The organism is Aminobacter sp. J44 (genome assembly GCF_007829415.1).
Lineage (GTDB): Bacteria > Pseudomonadota > Alphaproteobacteria > Rhizobiales > Rhizobiaceae > Aerobium.
In genome coordinates, this window is record NZ_VLJG01000016.1 from 21,707 (window position 1) to 37,882 (window position 16,176).

Sequence of the window (16,176 nt, forward strand, 5' to 3'; positions counted from 1 at the left end):
TTTTGACCGATTGGACAAACGTTAGCACCGCCATCAAGGCGGTCAAGCTATTACTAGCGCAATCGCGCATGGCTCGGAGCGCTCCACAGGCGAGCGTAAAACTGGTCCAGCGGATTGGGCCAGATGGAATGGAGAAGCGGTTGGAGACGGCAGCCCCAAAGCGGCGGACGCGCATACAGATCGAGAAGCGCGAGGCCATACTCGAAGCCGCGCTCGACGTGTTTTCGCAGCATGGGTTCCGCGGCGCGACCATCGACCAGATCGCCGAAGCGACCGGCATGTCGAAGCCCAACCTGCTCTACTATTTCCGCTCCAAGGAGGAGATGCATGTCACGCTCATGCAGCGGCTGCTCGACACCTGGCTGGCCCCACTGCGAGAGCTGGACGATGAGGGCGACCCGATCAGCGAGTTGCGCGGCTACATCCGCCGCAAGCTGGAGATGGCGCGCGATTTCCCACGCGAGAGCCGGCTTTTTGCGAACGAGATCCTGCAGGGCGCGCCGCGCATCATGCCGATGATCGAGGGCGAGCTGAAGACGCTGGTCGACGAAAAGGCGCGCGTCATGAAGCGCTGGATGCGCGACGGCAAGATCGCCACAGTCGATCCCTATCACCTCATCTTCGCAATCTGGGCAACGACCCAGCATTATGCGGACTTCGACGTACAGGTGCGCGCGGTGCTGGGGCCGGATCGTGGCGGCGCCGGCCGCTTCGACGACGCTGCCAGATTCCTCGAAAACCTGTTCCTGGAAGGGCTGCGCCCGCCACGCTGAGGCTTACGACAGCTCGTATTCCCCTGCCCGCTCGATCTCAACCGGCTGCAGCCTGTCGATCGCATCCTGTGTGCGCGCGGAAATGATGGTGCCAGGCAGCGTGCTGACAGTTGGCTTGCCGGCCTTGCGGGCGGGACGCGCCGTTTGCGCCGTCGCCGAATCCTCGATCGAAACGTCGCCATCCTGCGCACCAAGCGAGCGCGCAAGCTTCTTCAGCTGCTTTACTTCAGGGGCACCGGTGGCCTTGATGACGATCATTTCCGAGGCATTCCAACGCTATGCTGTTGCCGCGATGGTGCGCCGGGCTTGGTTAACGTTCCGTCAAACTTCCTTCGCCATCGCCATCACGATGAGGCCAACGACTATCACCAGCGCTCCCGCGGCAACCGACAGGCTCSGCCAGCCGTGTCCCAGCAGGCCCTCGAACACGATGATGAAGCACGGTGAAAGGTAGTTGTAGGCGAGCACCTTGGCCGCAGGCAGCTTCATCGAGCCGTACATGACAAGGAATGTCGAGAACGCACCGGTGACGATGGCCAAATAGAGGATGATGCCCCACATGCTGGCCGACAGCGCACTCCAGTCGGTCGCGAGGATTTCGTCGAAGCCGTATATCGCAATGAAGAGCCCGGTGCAGAGCATGGTGTAGGCCGTCAGCCACGGCAGCGGCTCGCCAGGCCGGTTGAGCTTCTTCACCATCGGCGAATAGAGTGCATGCGCGGCCACGCCAACGAGGAAGAGCAACTCGCCCGTACCGAGGTCGAAGGCCAGAAGCGCATCGAGGATTCCGCCGAAAATCACCCAGATCGCGCCCACCGCTGCGAACAGCAGGCTGCCGATGACGATCTTCCGCGGCACCTGGCCGAGGATCATGTAGCCGAAAAGTGCTGCCATCAGCGGCATCAGCGTGAACACCGCGCCGCTGGTCACCGGACTCGTCAGCTTCAGCGAGATGAACATCGTCACGAAGAAGATGGCCATCAGACCGCCGAGGATCAGGAAACGCCACGGCGCCGGCGGCCGGTAGACCCGTCCCCTGGTGGAAATGTATGCGACCAGCATCATGAAGATGATGCCGATGAGGAAACGAACCCCGTTCGCGGCGCCGGCGCCGAGTTCGCGCATCGCGATCGCGCCAAGAGAATAAGAACCGGAGGCAAGCGCGGTGAAGAGCAGCATCGCCAGGTGGCCCTTCAGCTTCTCGCGCCCCACGGCGACCGCTGCGGCGCCGGCCGATGCGCCCGTGGAAACTGCGGCCGAATTCTGCGCAAGACTCATGCGTACCCCTCGAATGTATACAATCACTATCCGAGGCGAACGTGTTTAGAAAGAGGCTGTGCGGGAAGTGACTTGAGCCAGAAACGGTAGGGAGCGCGAGAAAGTGGCGCGAGCCGCCCCTACCCAAATTAAACCGCGTCGGGGCCGGGAAGGTCTTCGCCGCAGGCTCAGACGGAACCGTTCAGGCCTGGATGCCCCGGTCGAGCCGGGGCATCACGAACGTGGTGAAGGCGAGGAAGGTTGGTTCAACGTCGCGCTGGAGGGTATGCGCAAACACATCTACTTTCGTCATCCTTGGGCAAACGGAGCGACGCGGAGTGCGACCCAAGGATCCATGCCGGAACATTTCCGCGCCGCCTGCGGTGAATGTCAGCGTGCGGGCGCAAGCGGCTGAGCCACAGCCGCGCCGCAACCACCCCGCCCGATCCCGAGGACGGGGCCATCCAATACGCTACGCGGAAGGCCCCGCCCCGCCGGGGAGGAACTATTCTGCCGCCTGGCGCGCAGCCGGATTGTTCGGATGCGTGGTCCAGTTGGCGTAGGCCCCCTCGACCCACCGGCCGGTGCGCTGATCGAGAGCACCAACGGCCAGCGGTTCCATGGTGATGCAGCCTTCAACCGGGCAGACGTTGACGCAGAGGTTGCAGCCAACGCACTCAGCCTCGATCACCTCGAAGTGGCGAGCGCCGTTCACCACGTTGGTGATCGCCTGATGCGAGGTGTCCTCGCAGGCGATGTGGCAGCGGCCGCACTTGATGCAGGCATCCTGGTTGATGCGCGCCTTGGTGACGTAGTTGAGGTTGAGATACTGCCAGTCGGTGACGTTGGGCACAGCGCGTCCGATGAAGTCGTCGAGCGTCGAAAAACCCTTCTCATCCATCCAGTTGCTGAGGCCGGCTATCATGTCCTCGACGATCTTGAAGCCGTAGGTCATGGCCGCGGTGCAAACCTGAGCAGTCCCAGCCCCCAGCGCCATGAACTCGACCGCATCGCGCCAGGTGGTGATGCCGCCGATCGCCGAGATCGGCAAGCCGCGCGTTTCGGCATCGCGAGCGATCTCGGCCACCATGTTCATGGCGATCGGCTTGACCGCCGGGCCGCAATAGCCSCCATGAGTGCCTTTGCCGTCGATCGTCGGCTCCGGCGAGAAGGTGTCGAGGTTGACCGACGTGATCGAGTTGATCGTGTTGATCAGCGAGACCGCATCGGTGCCGCCGTTGAAGGCCGCGCGCGCGGGCTTGCGGATGTCAGTGATGTTCGGCGTCAGCTTGGTGATCACCGGCATGCGGGTCGTCTGCTTGCACCAGCGCACGACCATCTCGACATATTCCGGCACCTGGCCGACCGCCGAGCCCATTCCGCGCTCGCTCATGCCGTGCGGACAGCCGAAATTGAGCTCGATGCCGTCGGCGCCCGTGTCTTCCACCAGCGGCAGGATCGCCTTCCAGGCCTCCTCGACGCAGGGCACCATCAGCGAGACGACCAGCGCCCGGTCGGGCCAGTCGCGCTTGACCTGCTTGATCTCCTGCAGGTTCACCTGCAGGTCGCGGTCGGTGATGAGTTCGATGTTGTTGAGACCAATCAGGCGGCGGTCAGGGCCCCAGATCGCGCCGTAACGCGGACCGTTGACGTTGACGACCGGCGGCCCCTCCTCGCCGAGGGTCTTCCAGACGACGCCACCCCAGCCGGCCTTGAAGGCGCGGACGACGTTATAAGCCTTATCGGTGGGCGGGGCAGAGGCCAGCCAGAACGGGTTCGGCGACTTGATGCCAACGAAATTGGAACGGATGTCGGCCATGCTCATGCCCTCCCGTTAGAGGTCAGTGCCCAGTGGATGCTTTCGGCTGCGTCGCGACCTGCGGCGACGGCAGCAACGGTCAGGTCCTCGCGCGCGTCCCTGACGCAGTCGCCGCCCGCCCAGACTTTTGGCAGGGAAGTCCGCCCTTCACCGTCGACCTTGATGCGTCCGTTTTCCATCGCGATCAGATTGCCGCTGCCGTTAAGCGGTGCTCCGTCAAACGTCTGGCCGATCGCCTTGAAAATCTGGTCAGCCTCGAGCCGGATCATCTCGCCGGTACCAACGAGCCTGTCGTCCGCCATCGCGGTGTATTCGAGTTCGATGCCGCGGACAGATCCGCCCTCGGTGATGACCCGCTTCGGCTGCAGCCAGTGGCGGATGCTGACGCCCTTCGACGCGGCCAGGTCCTGCTCGAACTCGGAAGCGTGCATGTGCTCCTTGCCGCGGCGGTAGCAGATCGTCACCTCCTCGGCGCCGAGGAGCTTCGACTGCACGGCGACGTCGATCGCCGTCATGCCGCCGCCGATGACGACGACCCTGCGGCCGATCGGCAACTGCGACAGGTCGCTCGCCTGGCGGATCTGGGCGATGAAGTCGACCGCGTCGTGGACGCCGTAAGCCTCCTCCCCTTCCGCCCGCAGCGCGTTGACACCGGCGAGGCCCATGCCGAGGAAGACGGCATCATAGCTGGCCGTCAGGTCGGCCAGCGAAAAATCGCGGCCGAGCGCCTTGTCGTAGTCGATGGCGATGCCGCCGACGGCGAGCACGTAGTCGACCTCGGCCTGAGCAAAACCATCGGTCGCCTTGTAGGCAGCAATGCCATACTCGTTAAGGCCGCCGGGCTTGGGCTTCGCCTCGAAAATGGTTACGTCATGGCCATAGACGGCCAGCCTGTGCGCCGCCGCGAGGCCCGCGGGACCTGCACCGACAACAGCAATCCGCTTACCCGATGAGCCGGCCCGCTCGTAAAATTGTTTGTTACGCGCCATCGCCGTGTCGGTGGCGTAACGCTGCAGCCGGCCTATCTGCACCGGCTTGCCTTCCGCCGTCTCCCGGACGCACGCCTCTTCGCAAAGCGTTTCCGTCGGGCAAACACGCGCGCACATTCCGCCCAGAATATTCTGATCGAAGATGGTCTTCGCAGCGCCGAGCGGATTTCCGGTCGCGATCTGGCGGATGAACAGCGGAATGTCGATCGAAGTCGGACACGCCTGCATGCACGGCGCGTCGTAGCAGAAGTAGCAACGATCGGCCTCAACGACAGCTTCGTGCTGCGTCAGCGGCGGATGAAGATCAGAAAAATTGTCACTGTACTGCCCGGGCGCCAGCCTTTCGGCGGCGATCCCTTGCTTTAACTGGCCCTCGGCCATCATGGATGTTCCCCATTATTTGTTATGGGGAAATCGTAGCACGAATTGTTTTTTTATCAATCGGTCAAAAAAGAGCGTAACTACTTGAAAGAACTACGAAGAAAGTAGAACAAAACGCTCATATTTTCCGGAAAGGAATGCCGCTTGGCCGCCGATGCCACACAGGTTAACATTTGTCGAAAGTTTTAATTTACGCCGCCCGGCTAGGCTGCCGGCATGTCTGCGTCTCGAGTTCTGCGTTTCCTTCCGCTGGTCGTCCTGCTGGGCGTTTCCGCCTGCGCGACAAAGCCTAGCCAAATCAACAACGTCTGCGCCGTGTTCGCCCAGAACAATGGCTGGATGAACAACTGGCGCCGCGATGTCGCCAAAGCTTCGCAGAAATACGGGATCCCGCCGCATATCATGATGGCGACAATCCGTATGGAATCGGGCTTCGACGGCCGTGCGCGCCCGCGCCGCAAGAGCATGTTCTTCGGCCTGATCCCCGGTCCGCGGATCTCCTCGGCCTATGGCTATTCGCAGGCGCTCGACGGCACGTGGCTGCAGTACCAGAAGGAAACCGGCAACTACTCCGCCCGTCGGACCAATTTTGGCGACGCGGCGGATTTCGTCGGCTGGTACCACAACAAGTCGGTTCGCACGCTCGGCATCGCACCGGATGACGCCTACAGTCTCTACCTCGCCTACTATCACGGACATGCCGGCTATGCCCGCGGCTCCTGGCGCAACAACGCTTCGATCCAAGGCTATGCCCGGAAGACTGCCGAAATGGCTGCCAAGTATCAGGCGCAGATGCGGACTTGCTGGCGGTAGCCGTCAGATTGCGGAGGTGATGTCAGTTCGCAAGAAATCATTGCCCTTAAAGAGCAAGGGCAAGTCATGGACTTTGGCGAACGCGTAAGAGAAACAGTCACCAAAGTTCAGTTGTGCGGGATGCCCTTGGCCTTTTCCAAAACGACGGTAGGCCTTAATCACATGGGAACAGAGGTCGGGAGTGACTGCTACCACCTCGATTCCTGAGGCTGCACAAAATTCCTCTATGACCTCCTCTGCCACTTCCCAGCTTTTCATTGATCGACCCAAGGAAACGGCAGCTTCCACCCTCCCAACGGCGGTAATCACGCGCCTCTCTGAAGTCTGTAGCCGCTGGCGGTATTGCGTAGCGTCAGCTTCCTCCTTCAGGATCGCAAGCACTGCAGACGGGTCGATGCAAATCATCCGGACTCCCCCCACATCTCATCCATAAACGGCTTGTCGTCTTCCTGAAATCCATCTGTCCGATGGGCGCGAACCTTTGCCAGGATCGGCTCCAGTCGCTGCGCCAACGCCTCCCCCGCGCCAACCTCGCGCTCAGTCGCCTCAAGAACTGCTGTCTTGATAGCGGCCGTAATACCTAGACCTCGCCGACGCGCGAATTCACGCACTAGCCAATCGGTCTCTTCATCTTGTACGTGTATAGCCATTTATCTACACAACCGCAAGTAACTTGTATAATTACTATTATATCTTGTAGAAAAATAGAACACAAGAAGAACATTTCAAGTCACCCCMCCAGCCAGACCCCAGCCAGGTCCATGACAAAGCTTGGATGAACCGCATGGTTGCGGACGGTGGGACGCGCGTGGCTGTAGACCTTACGCCAGAAGGGCTGGATGACGATCCCGGCATCCAGCACAATCCTTTCAATCTCAGCCATCATCTCGCGGCGGGCTTCTGAATCGACGACCGCCAGCGCGTTGGCGATGGCCTCCTCAAGTTCTTCGCTCGAGAAGCCTGTCTCGTTCCACGCCGCGCCCTTGCGGAAGGCGAGCGCGATGTTTTGAATGCCGAGCGGGCGGTGGCCCCAGGTGGTCAACGAAAACGGGAACTCCTTCCAGCCTGCCCAGAACTCGTCAGGCCGCCGCACCTTGCGGTTGACTTTGAAGCCTGCCTCGCGCAGCTGCGCGGCAATTGCGTCGCCCGTGTTGCGCTGCCAGTGATCGTCGGTCGAGACCAGTTCGTGCTCGTAGTCGAGTTGGCCGGCCTCCTCCATAAGCGAACGAGCCCGTTCGACATCGCGACGCACCGGCTCCTGCTCGGAATAGTCAGGATGGATCGGGCTGACGCAAAAATTCTCGCCCTTCTCGCCCGCGTTTCGGTGGCCGAGTTCGAGAACGACGGCATTGTCTACGCCTAGCTGCACAGCGCGCCGCACCCGCACATCATCGTACGGCGCGTGGCTGACGTTCATACGTGCGCAGATGGTGTTGGCTGTCTGCAGCTCCGAGCGGATCATGCCAAGGCCGTCGAGCGCGTCGATATAGTCGACATTGGTCTCGAAGTTGATGTCGACTTCGCCCTTCTCGAACGCCTGCACCATCGCTTCCGGCGCGCTGCCGTAGTCGATGAAGACGAGGCCATCGAGATGCGCCTCGCCCGCCCACCAGCCGCCGCCTCCGGTGCGGCGCCGGAACTCTGCCCTCTTGCCGGCCTCGTGCGAGACGAGCTCGAACGCACCGGTGCCGATCGGGTTGGCGAGCCAGCCATCCTCATCCTGCGAATAGCCTGGGTGGACGATCAGGGCCGGATAGTCCGACATGCTCGGGATGAGCGTCACATCCGGCGTCTTAAGGCGCAGGACGACCGTGAAATCGTCGGCCTTTGCGATGCCGCCCGGACGGATGCTGCCGTTCTCGATCAGCGCCGCCATCCGCTCGGCCATCGAGTTGCCCGGCACATTTGCCTCGCACCAGCGCGTGATGTTGAAGATGACGTCGTCGGCCGTGAACGGGTCGCCGTTATTCCAGGTTACACCCTCGCGCACGCGCAGCGTGTAGGTGAGGCCATCATCGCTGATCTCCCAGCCGGAGAGCAGGCAACCTTCGAAGGTGAAGTCGCGGGTGTATTTGATCAGCGGTTCAAGAACTTGCCGCTGGATGTTGCCAATCTCGGCACGGTCGGAAAGGCGCGGATCCTTGTCCGGGCGCACGGCCATCGCCACGCGCAGGATGCCGCCGCGCCGCGGCGCGGGTTCTGCAGCGCGCGCGGGCGCCGGCAGGCCGAGCAGGCCATAGGCGGCAGCGGTTGATGCGCCAAAGACGGTGGCAAGCGCCAGGAATTCGCGGCGATCAAGTCGACCATGCGAGGCCTCGCGAGCAAGCTGCCCGACGCGTCCCGGCAACCCCTGCCACAAACGTCTCGTCATCCAATCTCCCGCGTCAGCGAGACGGCACCGCGGCGCACCGCCCTCACAATCATCCAAACGAGCCGCATCGTCTAGGGACGCTTTGGCACGAAATTGTGCCCGCCGGAGAATTCGCTGCAAATTTGCGCCAGCCGCCGTATCTGCGGTTGGCGTACCGGCGGCAGTTCAGTTGACAAGGCAGAGCCGAGGCTGCTCAACATTCCCGCAAGGGCACATGTTGAGCGTTTGGAGGACGTCATGTTGTTGCGCACCGTCAGGCTGATCCCGTTCCTCGCAGGTATCGTATTGGCCGTCGCAGCACCGGCGCTGGCGCAGCAAACGGAGCGCGCGGTCGTCACCACGCCGGACGCTGACTATTTCGGCTTCGACCTCAGGACCGAGAAGAACGTCACGCTCGACACCTGCGAGGCGGTCTGTCTGGCCGACGATGCCTGCCGTGCTTTCACCTATAACACCAGGGCGCAGTGGTGTTTTCTCAAGTCCGACTACAGCACGATGAAGCCGTTCGCCGGCGCGGTGGCGGGGAGAGTGGTCGAACAGAGCATTGGCGAAGATCTCGGTGCGCCCCCTGCCCTGAGCTACGTGCCCGATTATATCCGCGAGGAAGCCCAGCGCTTCGGCCGCGACATTGCCGGCCAGCCGGAGCCGGAGGACGTGGGCCTCGCGCAACTGCTGGATCTTGCCTCCAGCGACATGGCTTACGGCAATTCGCTGGCAGCGGCAGAACGCTACAAGGCGGCTCTGGCGATCGATTCCGAAAACGTTGACGTCTGGCTTGACCTTGCCCGCGCCTATATCGACTACGTCCCGAATGCCGGGAACGACGCCAGCAACATCCAGTCCAGCGCGCTCAACGCGGCCCTGAATGCGTATGCACGCTCGCGCACCGCGCAGCAGCGCGCGGAAGCGCTGGCTCTCACCGCCATCGGCCTCGACATGCGTAATCTGTCGCGCCCGGCGCTCACTGCCTACCAGGAGAGCCTCGACCTCGTCGACGACGACACGATCCGTGCAGCCTTTCATGACCTGCGCGAGCGCAAGGGCTTTCGCATCCTCAACCACACGGTGGACTCCGACCTTGCGAGCCCAAGGCTATGCATCCAGTTCTCCGAAAACCTCGTGAAGGCGGGCGTCGACTATGCCACCTTCTTCACGGTCGACGGGGGAGCGCCAAAAGCCGTCGAAGCCCGCGAGCAGCAGGCCTGCGTCGAAGGCCTTGAGCACGGCAGGCAGTACCAGATCGGCGTGCGGCCGGGCCTACCGTCGTCGGTGGGTGAGAAGATCGAGAAGCCGGTAAACCTGTCAATCTATGTCCGCGACCGCGCACCGTCCGTCCGTTTCTCGACGGAGAATTTCGTTCTGCCTGCCGCCGGCCGCCATGGCATTCCGATGGTCAGCGTCAACGCCTCCTCGGCAAAGCTGAAGCTGCATCGGGTGGGCGACCGAGCCCTTGCCTCGCTGCTCAACAACAACCTCTTCCTGCGCCAGGTGGATGGCTATTCGCTCGGCACCGTCACCGACGATCTCGGCGAGCTCGTCTGGGAAGGTACGATTGAGCTTGAGACCGACCTCAACAAGGACGTGCTGACGAGCTTCCCGGTCAGCGAGGTCCTCGCCGAACGCAAGCCGGGCGTCTACGTGCTGACGGCAAAGGCCGAGGGCGACAACAGCGAATCCTGGGTAGCACAGGCGACGCAGTGGTTCGTCGTCTCCGACATTGGCCTCACCACCTATTCCGGCGAGCATGGCCTTACGGTCTTTGCCCGCTCGCTCGAGTCCGCAAAGCCGCTCGAAGGCGTCGAGATCGAGCTGCTCGCCCGCAACAACGAGGTGCTAGGGACCGCCACCACTGACGCAGAGGGCCGCGCACTCTTGTCGCCCGGCCTGATGCGCGGCACCGCCGGCATGGCACCGTCTGCGATTACCGCCAAGCGCGGCGAACATGATTTCGTCTTCCTCGATCTGACCCGCCCCGGCTTCGACCTCTCCGATCGCGGTGTCACCGGCCGCAAGGCGCCCGGAGCTGTCGACGTGTTTGCCTGGACCGAGCGCGGCGTCTACCGGGCCGGCGAGACGGTCCACGCGGCGGCACTTGCACGCGACGCCAGCGCGGATGCAGTCGAAAACCTGCCGCTCACCTTCGTCTTCGAACGGCCGGACGGCGTGGTTGAGGCAAGCATCGTCAGCGACGGCAAGGCGCTCGGCGGCCATCATGTCCCTTACGCGCTGCAGCCGACATCGATGCGTGGCGCGTGGACCGTTCGCGTTCACAGCGATCCGAAAGCCGCGGCAATCGCCGAGGCAAAGTTTCTTGTCGAGGACTTTGTACCCGACCGGATCGAGTTCGACCTGACGGCGCAGACGCCCGAAATCGCGCTCGACGAGCCGGCCATCCTGGACGTTTCGGGCCGTTATCTTTACGGCGCGCCCGCTTCCGGTCTTGAGCTTGAGGGCGAGGTCTCGGTTACGACCACGCGCGAGTGGGAGCGCTTTCCAGGCTATCAGTTCGGTCTCGCCGACGAGGAAAGCGACCTCAACCTTTCCAGCGAACTTGAACTTGAACCCGTCGACCAGGACGGCAAGGCGCGCTTCGAGGCTTATGTCGAGGAAGCTCCCTCCACCACCCGCCTGATCGAGGCCAAGGTGACCATGCGCATGCGCGAGGGCGGTGGCCGCGCCGTGGAGCGCAGCACCACGGTACGCGTCCGCCCCGAGGCCGACGTCATCGGCATCCGCTCGGACTTCTCCGGCAACGAAGTGGCCGAAAACTCCACCGCCGGGTTCCGCGTTATCGCCGTCTCACCTGAAGGCGAGCGCATCGAGCTGAAAGGCGCGAAGTGGACGCTCACCAACGTCGAGCGCCGCTACCAGTGGTACCGCAGCGACAATTCGTGGAACTACGAGCCGATCACCGTCGAGCGGCGCGTTACCGGCGGCGAGATCGACCTGACGACTGGCGAGCCGGCGGCGCTTAACCTGCCCGTCGAGTGGGGCCGCTACCGGCTCGATGTCTCCGCGCCTTCGCCTGACGGGCCGATGGCGAGCGTCGAATTCAATGCCGGCTGGTTCGTTTCGGAAATCTCTACCGAAACGCCGGATGGCCTCGAAATCGCCCTCGACCGCGACAGCTACGCTGCCGGGGATACGGCGCGGCTGAAGGTATCGCCGCGCTTTGCGGGCGAGCTGTTGGTGGCGATCGGCTCGGAGAAGCTGTTCACCACCATGACGGCGACGATCCCGGACGAAGGCGGCGAGGTCGAGATCCCGGTTTCGGAAGAATGGGGCGCCGGCGCCTATGTCACCGCTACCCTCTTCCGTCCGGCTGACGGCGAGACCCGCATGCCCGCGCGCGCCATCGGCATCAAGTGGCTGTCGATCGATCCGGCCGAGCGCAGGCTCGAGGTGAACCTCGGAACGGCCGAGCGCAGCAACCCGCGCGAACCGCTGTCGATCCCTGTCTCGCTCTCGGGGCTGACGCCGAACGAGGAAGCCTATGTGATGGTGGCTGCCGTCGATGTCGGCATCCTCAATCTCACCCGATACACGCCCCCTGCCCCGGTCGACTTCTATTTCGGCCAGCGCCGGCTGGGCGTCGAAGTCCGCGACCTCTACGGTCGACTGATCGATGGCTCGGTTGGCGCCTTCGGCCGCATCCGTACCGGCGGCGACGGCGGCGGACTGGTCACCCAGGGCAATCCGCCCACCGAAAAGCTGGTCGCCTTCTTCTCCGGCCCCGTCGAGGTCGATGGTGAAGGCAAGGCAGAGATTTCGTTCGACATTCCGGAGTTCAACGGCACCGCTCGCGTCATGGCCGTCGCATGGTCGAAACACGCGGTCGGGCAGGCGTCGAGCGACGTCATCATCCGCGATCCCCTGGTGGTGACCGCCAGCCAGCCGCGGTTCCTTGCGAAGGGCGACCGCGCAACCATCCGCCTCGACATCCACAATACGGATGGGCCTACGGGCGACTATGCGATCTCGATGGAAGCGAGCGGCAAGGTGACCTTCGACTTCGGCAGTTTGCCGCCGTCTATCGCGCTGCGCCAGGACGCGCGCGAGACGCTGTTCCTGCCAGTCGTCGCTGAGACGACGGGGGATGCTACGATCACTGTCGCGCTCACCCATCAGGACGGCACGCGCGTCGAGCGGACGCTCTATCTGCCGGTGCGCGAACCGGCCTTCCCGCTCGCCAGCCAGCAGGTCGTAAGCCTCGTTCCTAATGGCGGGTCGATCCGGATCGACAGCCAGCTGCTCGCCGAACACCTGCTCGACGGCGCATCGGTCTCGGTCGGCGTCTCCCGTTCGTCGGCATTCGACCTGCCGTCGCTGCTGATGACGCTCGACCGCTACCCGTATGGCTGCGCCGAGCAGACCGTGAGCCGCGCATTGCCGCTGCTCTATGTCAGCGAACTATCGTCCTCGGCAGGGCTGGAGGTTGATCCCGACCTGCGTAAGCGAGTTCAGGATGCGATCCTGCGGGTAATGACGTTCGAAACCTCCGGCGGCACTTTTGGCCTGTGGGGGCCTGACTGGAACGATCCGTGGCTCGACGCTTACATCACCGAGTTCCTGACCCGCGCCCGCGAGGCGGGTTACGAGGTTCCGACCGAGGGCTTTGCCGCGGCGCTCGACAATCTACAGAACCGGCTCGCCYMCACGACCGACGTCTCCGAGCGCGGAACGGAGATCGCCTATTCGCTCTACGTGCTGGCGCGCAACCGCCGCGCTTCGATCGGCGACCTGCGGTACTACGCCGACACGCGGCTCGAGGAGTTCACGAGCCCGATGGCACGGGCGCACCTTGCCGCTGCGCTCGCCCTCTACGGCGACAACGTACGGGCGGAAGCGGCCTTCGCCTCCGCGCTTCACCAGGCGCAGTCGGATGCCGGCCGTAACAGTCTCTACCGCTCCGACTACGGCTCGCCGCTCCGCGATGGCGCCGCAATCCTGGCGCTCGCTGCCGAGACCAAGGCTGCGTCCCGCGTGATCCCGGACCTCGTCAGCTTCGTTTCGGCTGAGCGCAATCAGAAGGCTGCCACCAGCACGCAGGAAGAGTCCTGGCTGGTGCTCGCAGCTCGCGCCGTTGCCGAGGCCGGACGCAGCCTGGAGCTCGACGTCAATGGCACGGCGCACAAGGGCAACTTCGCCCGTCGCATGATCGGCGAGGAGGTGATGAGCCAGCCGCTCGTCATCACCAATCGCGGTAGTGAGCCGGTCGAGGCGGTGATCACCACCGTCGCGGCTCCGGTCGACCCGCTGCCAGCCGGCGGCAATGGCTTCAGCATCGAGCGCAACTACTACACTCTGGACGGCGAGCCGGCGAACATCTCCGAGGCGGCGCAGAACGACCGCTTCGTGGTGGTGCTGCGCGTCAACGAGGAGAACGACTGGCCCTCGCGCGTCATCGTCACCGACCTTCTGCCGGCGGGCTTTGAGATCGACAATCCCAACCTCGTCAGCAGCGCCGCGCTCTCCAACTTCGACTGGCTCGGTGAGCCGGCCGCGGTCCACAGCGAGTTCCGCGACGACCGCTTCGTCGCCGCGTTCGACCGCGATGGCCGCGGCGAATTCCTGGTCGCCTATGTGGTGCGAGCAGTGACGCCGGGCGTCTACACGCGTCCGGCTGCGGTGGTGCAGGACATGTACCGGCCACAGTTCAACGCCCGCACGGCCGCCGGCATGATGGAGGTGACGGCAGCCCGATGAAACGCCAGCTGCAGCGCGTCCTCACTGCCCTGTCGGCAACGGCGGTTGCAGGCACGCTGGTCATGTTCGCGCTCGACCGGCTCGACAAGGCGTTTCCCCCACCTCTGGAACCTGCGGAGACGTCGGTCGAGGTCGTGGACCGCGACGGCGCGTTGCTGCGGGCGCTGGCGACGAAGGAAGGCGCCTGGCGCTTCCGCGTCAGCCTCGACGACGTCGACCCACAGTTCGTGTCGATGCTAATCGCCTACGAGGACAAGCGCTTTCGCGAGCACCGCGGCATCGACCTGATGGCGATCGGCCGCGCAGCCTGGCAGCTTGTCACCAACGGGAGGATCGTCTCCGGCGGCTCGACCCTGACGATGCAGCTTGCGCGCCTGCTCGAGCCACGGCAGGAGCGGTCCTACACAGCCAAGCTCCGGCAGATGCTGCGCGCGGTGCAGATCGAGCGGCGGCTTTCAAAGGACGAGATCTTGGAGCGCTACCTGACGCTCGCCCCTTATGGCGGCAACCTCGAAGGCATCCGTGCTGCAACGCTTGCCTGGTTCGGCAAGGAGCCGAAGCGGCTGACGCTCGGCGAAGCCGCGCTGCTGGTGGCCCTGCCGCAGCTCCCCGAGCGGCGGCGCCCTGACCGCAATCCCGAACGCGCGGAGGCAGCGCGCGACCGGGTGCTCGACCGGCTGGCGAGCGCCGGCACGATCGATCCGGCCGACATCGAACGCGGACGACACGATCGTGTGCCACGAGTGCGCCAGCGGATCCCGTTCCTCGCTGCCCACGCCGCCGAGCGCATCCTGCGTGAAAACCCCGGCGTTACCCGTCACCAGCTGACACTGAGCCGCCGGCCGCAGGAAGGCCTGGAGCGCGTCGCGCGCGAGGCCGCCGAACGGCTCGGCCCGCGCATTTCGGTCGCGATCCTGATGGCCGATGCGCAGACAGGCGACATACTGGCCGAGGTAGGTTCCGCCAGCTTCTTCGACGATAGCCGCCGGGGCTGGATCGATATGACCCGTGCCGTCCGCTCGCCGGGCTCAACGCTGAAGCCGTTCATCTACGGCCTCGCCTTCGAGGAAGGCCTGATCGCGCAGGAGACCATCATCGAGGATCGCCCGACGAGCTTCGGCGCCTACCGCCCGCGCAACTTCGACATGGAGTACCAGGGCGACGTGTCGATCCGCACGGCGCTGCAGATGTCGCTCAACGTGCCGGCCGTGCGCCTGCTCGACGCGGTTGGGCCGACGCGGCTCGTCTCGCGCTTCCGCCAGGCAGGCGTCGTACCCGCCCTGCCCCGCGATGAACCTCCCGGCCTTGCCATCGCCCTTGGCGGCGCGGGCTTAAGTGTGCGTGATCTGGTAAAGCTTTACACCGGGATCGCCAATCGCGGGCTCGTGACGAGCATCGACAACGTTCCGGGCAAACGCGCGACCGCGACGCTGTTCGACCACCGCGCAAACTGGCAGATCGCCGACATTCTTTCCGGCATTCTGCCGCCCGAGGGCGCCTCGCGCCTCGGCATCGCCTACAAGACGGGCACCAGCTACGGCTATCGCGATGCTTGGTCGGTCGGCTTCGATGGCAGGCACGTCATTGGCGTCTGGGTTGGGCGGCCGGACGGCGCGCCGGTACCGGGCCTTTCGGGCTACCAGTCGGCAGCGCCAATCCTGTTCGAGGCCTTCGCGCGCTCCGGTATCCCGATCACACCCCTGCCACGTCGGCCATCAAGCGAGACGCGAACCGCCCGCGCCGAGCTCCCGGTCACGCTGAAGCGTTTCTCTTCCGGCAAGGAAAGTATCGGCAAGCAAGGCGTCGCCGAGCCCGCGCCGGAGATTGTATTCCCGCCGCAGGGTGCGCGGGTCGATCTGGTTTCGGCGGGCGACGAGACATTGCCGCTGGTGCTCAAGATGCAGGGCGGACGGGCGCCGTTCCGCTGGCTTGCCAATGGCCGGCCGGTCGATGCGCCCTCACGCCGGCGCACCAGCCGCTGGCTGCCGGACAGCACCGGCTTTTCGCGCCTGACGGTGATCGACGCCGCCGGCCGCAGCGCTAGCGTCGAGGTGTATGTCGAATAGC

Annotated in this window: 11 protein-coding genes; 4 read left to right on the forward strand and 7 right to left on the reverse strand. The window is 64.2% G+C overall.

Annotated features, from left to right (window positions below; genetic code table 11):
• Positions 1 to 140 precede the first annotated feature (140 nt).
• Entirely contained in the window at positions 141 to 773 is a 633-nt protein-coding gene (locus L610_RS08185; protein WP_246658966.1) for a TetR family transcriptional regulator C-terminal domain-containing protein, read from the forward strand.
• A 3-nt stretch (positions 774 to 776) separates the two neighbouring features.
• Here L610_RS08185 and L610_RS08190 read toward each other — a convergent pair whose 3' ends face one another.
• The 4 genes from L610_RS08190 to L610_RS08205 all read right to left on the reverse strand — a co-directional run bounded on the left by L610_RS08190 (position 777) and on the right by L610_RS08205 (position 5,219).
• Positions 777 to 1,031, reverse strand: coding sequence for a hypothetical protein (locus L610_RS08190; RefSeq protein ID WP_144704153.1), 255 nt, complete (start codon positions 1,029 to 1,031; stop codon positions 777 to 779).
• A gap of 63 nt (positions 1,032 to 1,094) precedes the next feature.
• A complete protein-coding gene (locus L610_RS08195) occupies positions 1,095 to 2,051 on the reverse strand; it encodes a DMT family transporter (RefSeq protein WP_246658967.1) in 957 nt (318 codons plus the stop codon).
• Between the two features lie 484 nt (positions 2,052 to 2,535).
• Positions 2,536 to 3,849 carry an NAD-dependent dihydropyrimidine dehydrogenase subunit PreA gene (preA, locus tag L610_RS08200; RefSeq protein ID WP_024846646.1) on the reverse strand — a complete coding sequence of 438 codons (1,314 nt, stop codon included), beginning with the start codon at positions 3,847 to 3,849 and terminating at the stop codon, positions 2,536 to 2,538.
• A 2-nt stretch (positions 3,850 to 3,851) separates the two neighbouring features.
• A complete protein-coding gene (locus tag L610_RS08205; protein ID WP_144704254.1) occupies positions 3,852 to 5,219 on the reverse strand; it encodes an NAD(P)-dependent oxidoreductase in 1,368 nt (455 codons plus the stop codon).
• A 216-nt stretch (positions 5,220 to 5,435) separates the two neighbouring features.
• Here L610_RS08205 and L610_RS08210 point away from each other — a divergent pair, with 216 nt between their 5' ends.
• Positions 5,436 to 6,032 (forward strand): glucosaminidase domain-containing protein, encoded by a 597-nt coding sequence (locus L610_RS08210; RefSeq protein ID WP_144704156.1) that lies wholly within the window; start codon positions 5,436 to 5,438, stop codon positions 6,030 to 6,032.
• 3 nt (positions 6,033 to 6,035) lie between these two features.
• On the opposite strand, the gene L610_RS08215 is transcribed toward L610_RS08210, so the two are convergent.
• The 3 genes from L610_RS08215 to L610_RS08225 form a co-directional block, all read right to left on the reverse strand.
• The gene (locus L610_RS08215; RefSeq protein ID WP_144704159.1) at positions 6,036 to 6,437 is read right to left on the reverse strand and encodes a type II toxin-antitoxin system VapC family toxin; all 402 of its coding nucleotides are present in this window, start codon (positions 6,435 to 6,437) and stop codon (positions 6,036 to 6,038) included.
• On the reverse strand, positions 6,434 to 6,682 hold the full coding sequence (locus L610_RS20850) for a type II toxin-antitoxin system VapB family antitoxin (RefSeq protein WP_144704162.1): 249 nt from the start codon (positions 6,680 to 6,682) through the stop codon (positions 6,434 to 6,436). The genes L610_RS08215 and L610_RS20850 overlap by 4 nt, the downstream gene beginning before the upstream one ends.
• Positions 6,683 to 6,762: 80 nt before the next feature.
• The gene (locus tag L610_RS08225; RefSeq protein ID WP_144704165.1) at positions 6,763 to 8,403 is read right to left on the reverse strand and encodes an ABC transporter substrate-binding protein; all 1,641 of its coding nucleotides are present in this window, start codon (positions 8,401 to 8,403) and stop codon (positions 6,763 to 6,765) included.
• Between the two features lie 237 nt (positions 8,404 to 8,640).
• Between L610_RS08225 and L610_RS08230 the strand changes: the two genes are divergently transcribed.
• Together L610_RS08230 and pbpC are read left to right on the forward strand one after the other, a co-directional pair.
• A complete protein-coding gene (locus tag L610_RS08230; RefSeq protein WP_144704168.1) occupies positions 8,641 to 14,109 on the forward strand; it encodes an MG2 domain-containing protein in 5,469 nt (1,822 codons plus the stop codon).
• Positions 14,106 to 16,175, forward strand: a complete 2,070-nt coding sequence (pbpC, locus tag L610_RS08235) for a penicillin-binding protein 1C (protein ID WP_144704171.1) — start codon at positions 14,106 to 14,108, stop codon at positions 16,173 to 16,175. Before L610_RS08230 ends, pbpC begins: the two co-directional genes overlap by 4 nt.
• Position 16,176 lies beyond the last annotated feature (1 nt).

Coding starts and splice junctions, on each gene's coding strand:
- L610_RS08190 (WP_144704153.1), bottom strand. CDS start 1,031: ATGATCGTCATCAAGGCCACCGGTGCCCCTGAAGTAAAGCAGCTGAAG.
- L610_RS08205 (WP_144704254.1), bottom strand. CDS start 5,219: ATGGCCGAGGGCCAGTTAAAGCAAGGGATCGCCGCCGAAAGGCTGGCG.
- L610_RS08210 (WP_144704156.1), top strand. CDS start 5,436: ATGTCTGCGTCTCGAGTTCTGCGTTTCCTTCCGCTGGTCGTCCTGCTG.
- L610_RS08215 (WP_144704159.1), bottom strand. CDS start 6,437: ATGATTTGCATCGACCCGTCTGCAGTGCTTGCGATCCTGAAGGAGGAA.
- L610_RS20850 (WP_144704162.1), bottom strand. CDS start 6,682: ATGGCTATACACGTACAAGATGAAGAGACCGATTGGCTAGTGCGTGAA.
- pbpC (WP_144704171.1), top strand. CDS start 14,106: ATGAAACGCCAGCTGCAGCGCGTCCTCACTGCCCTGTCGGCAACGGCG.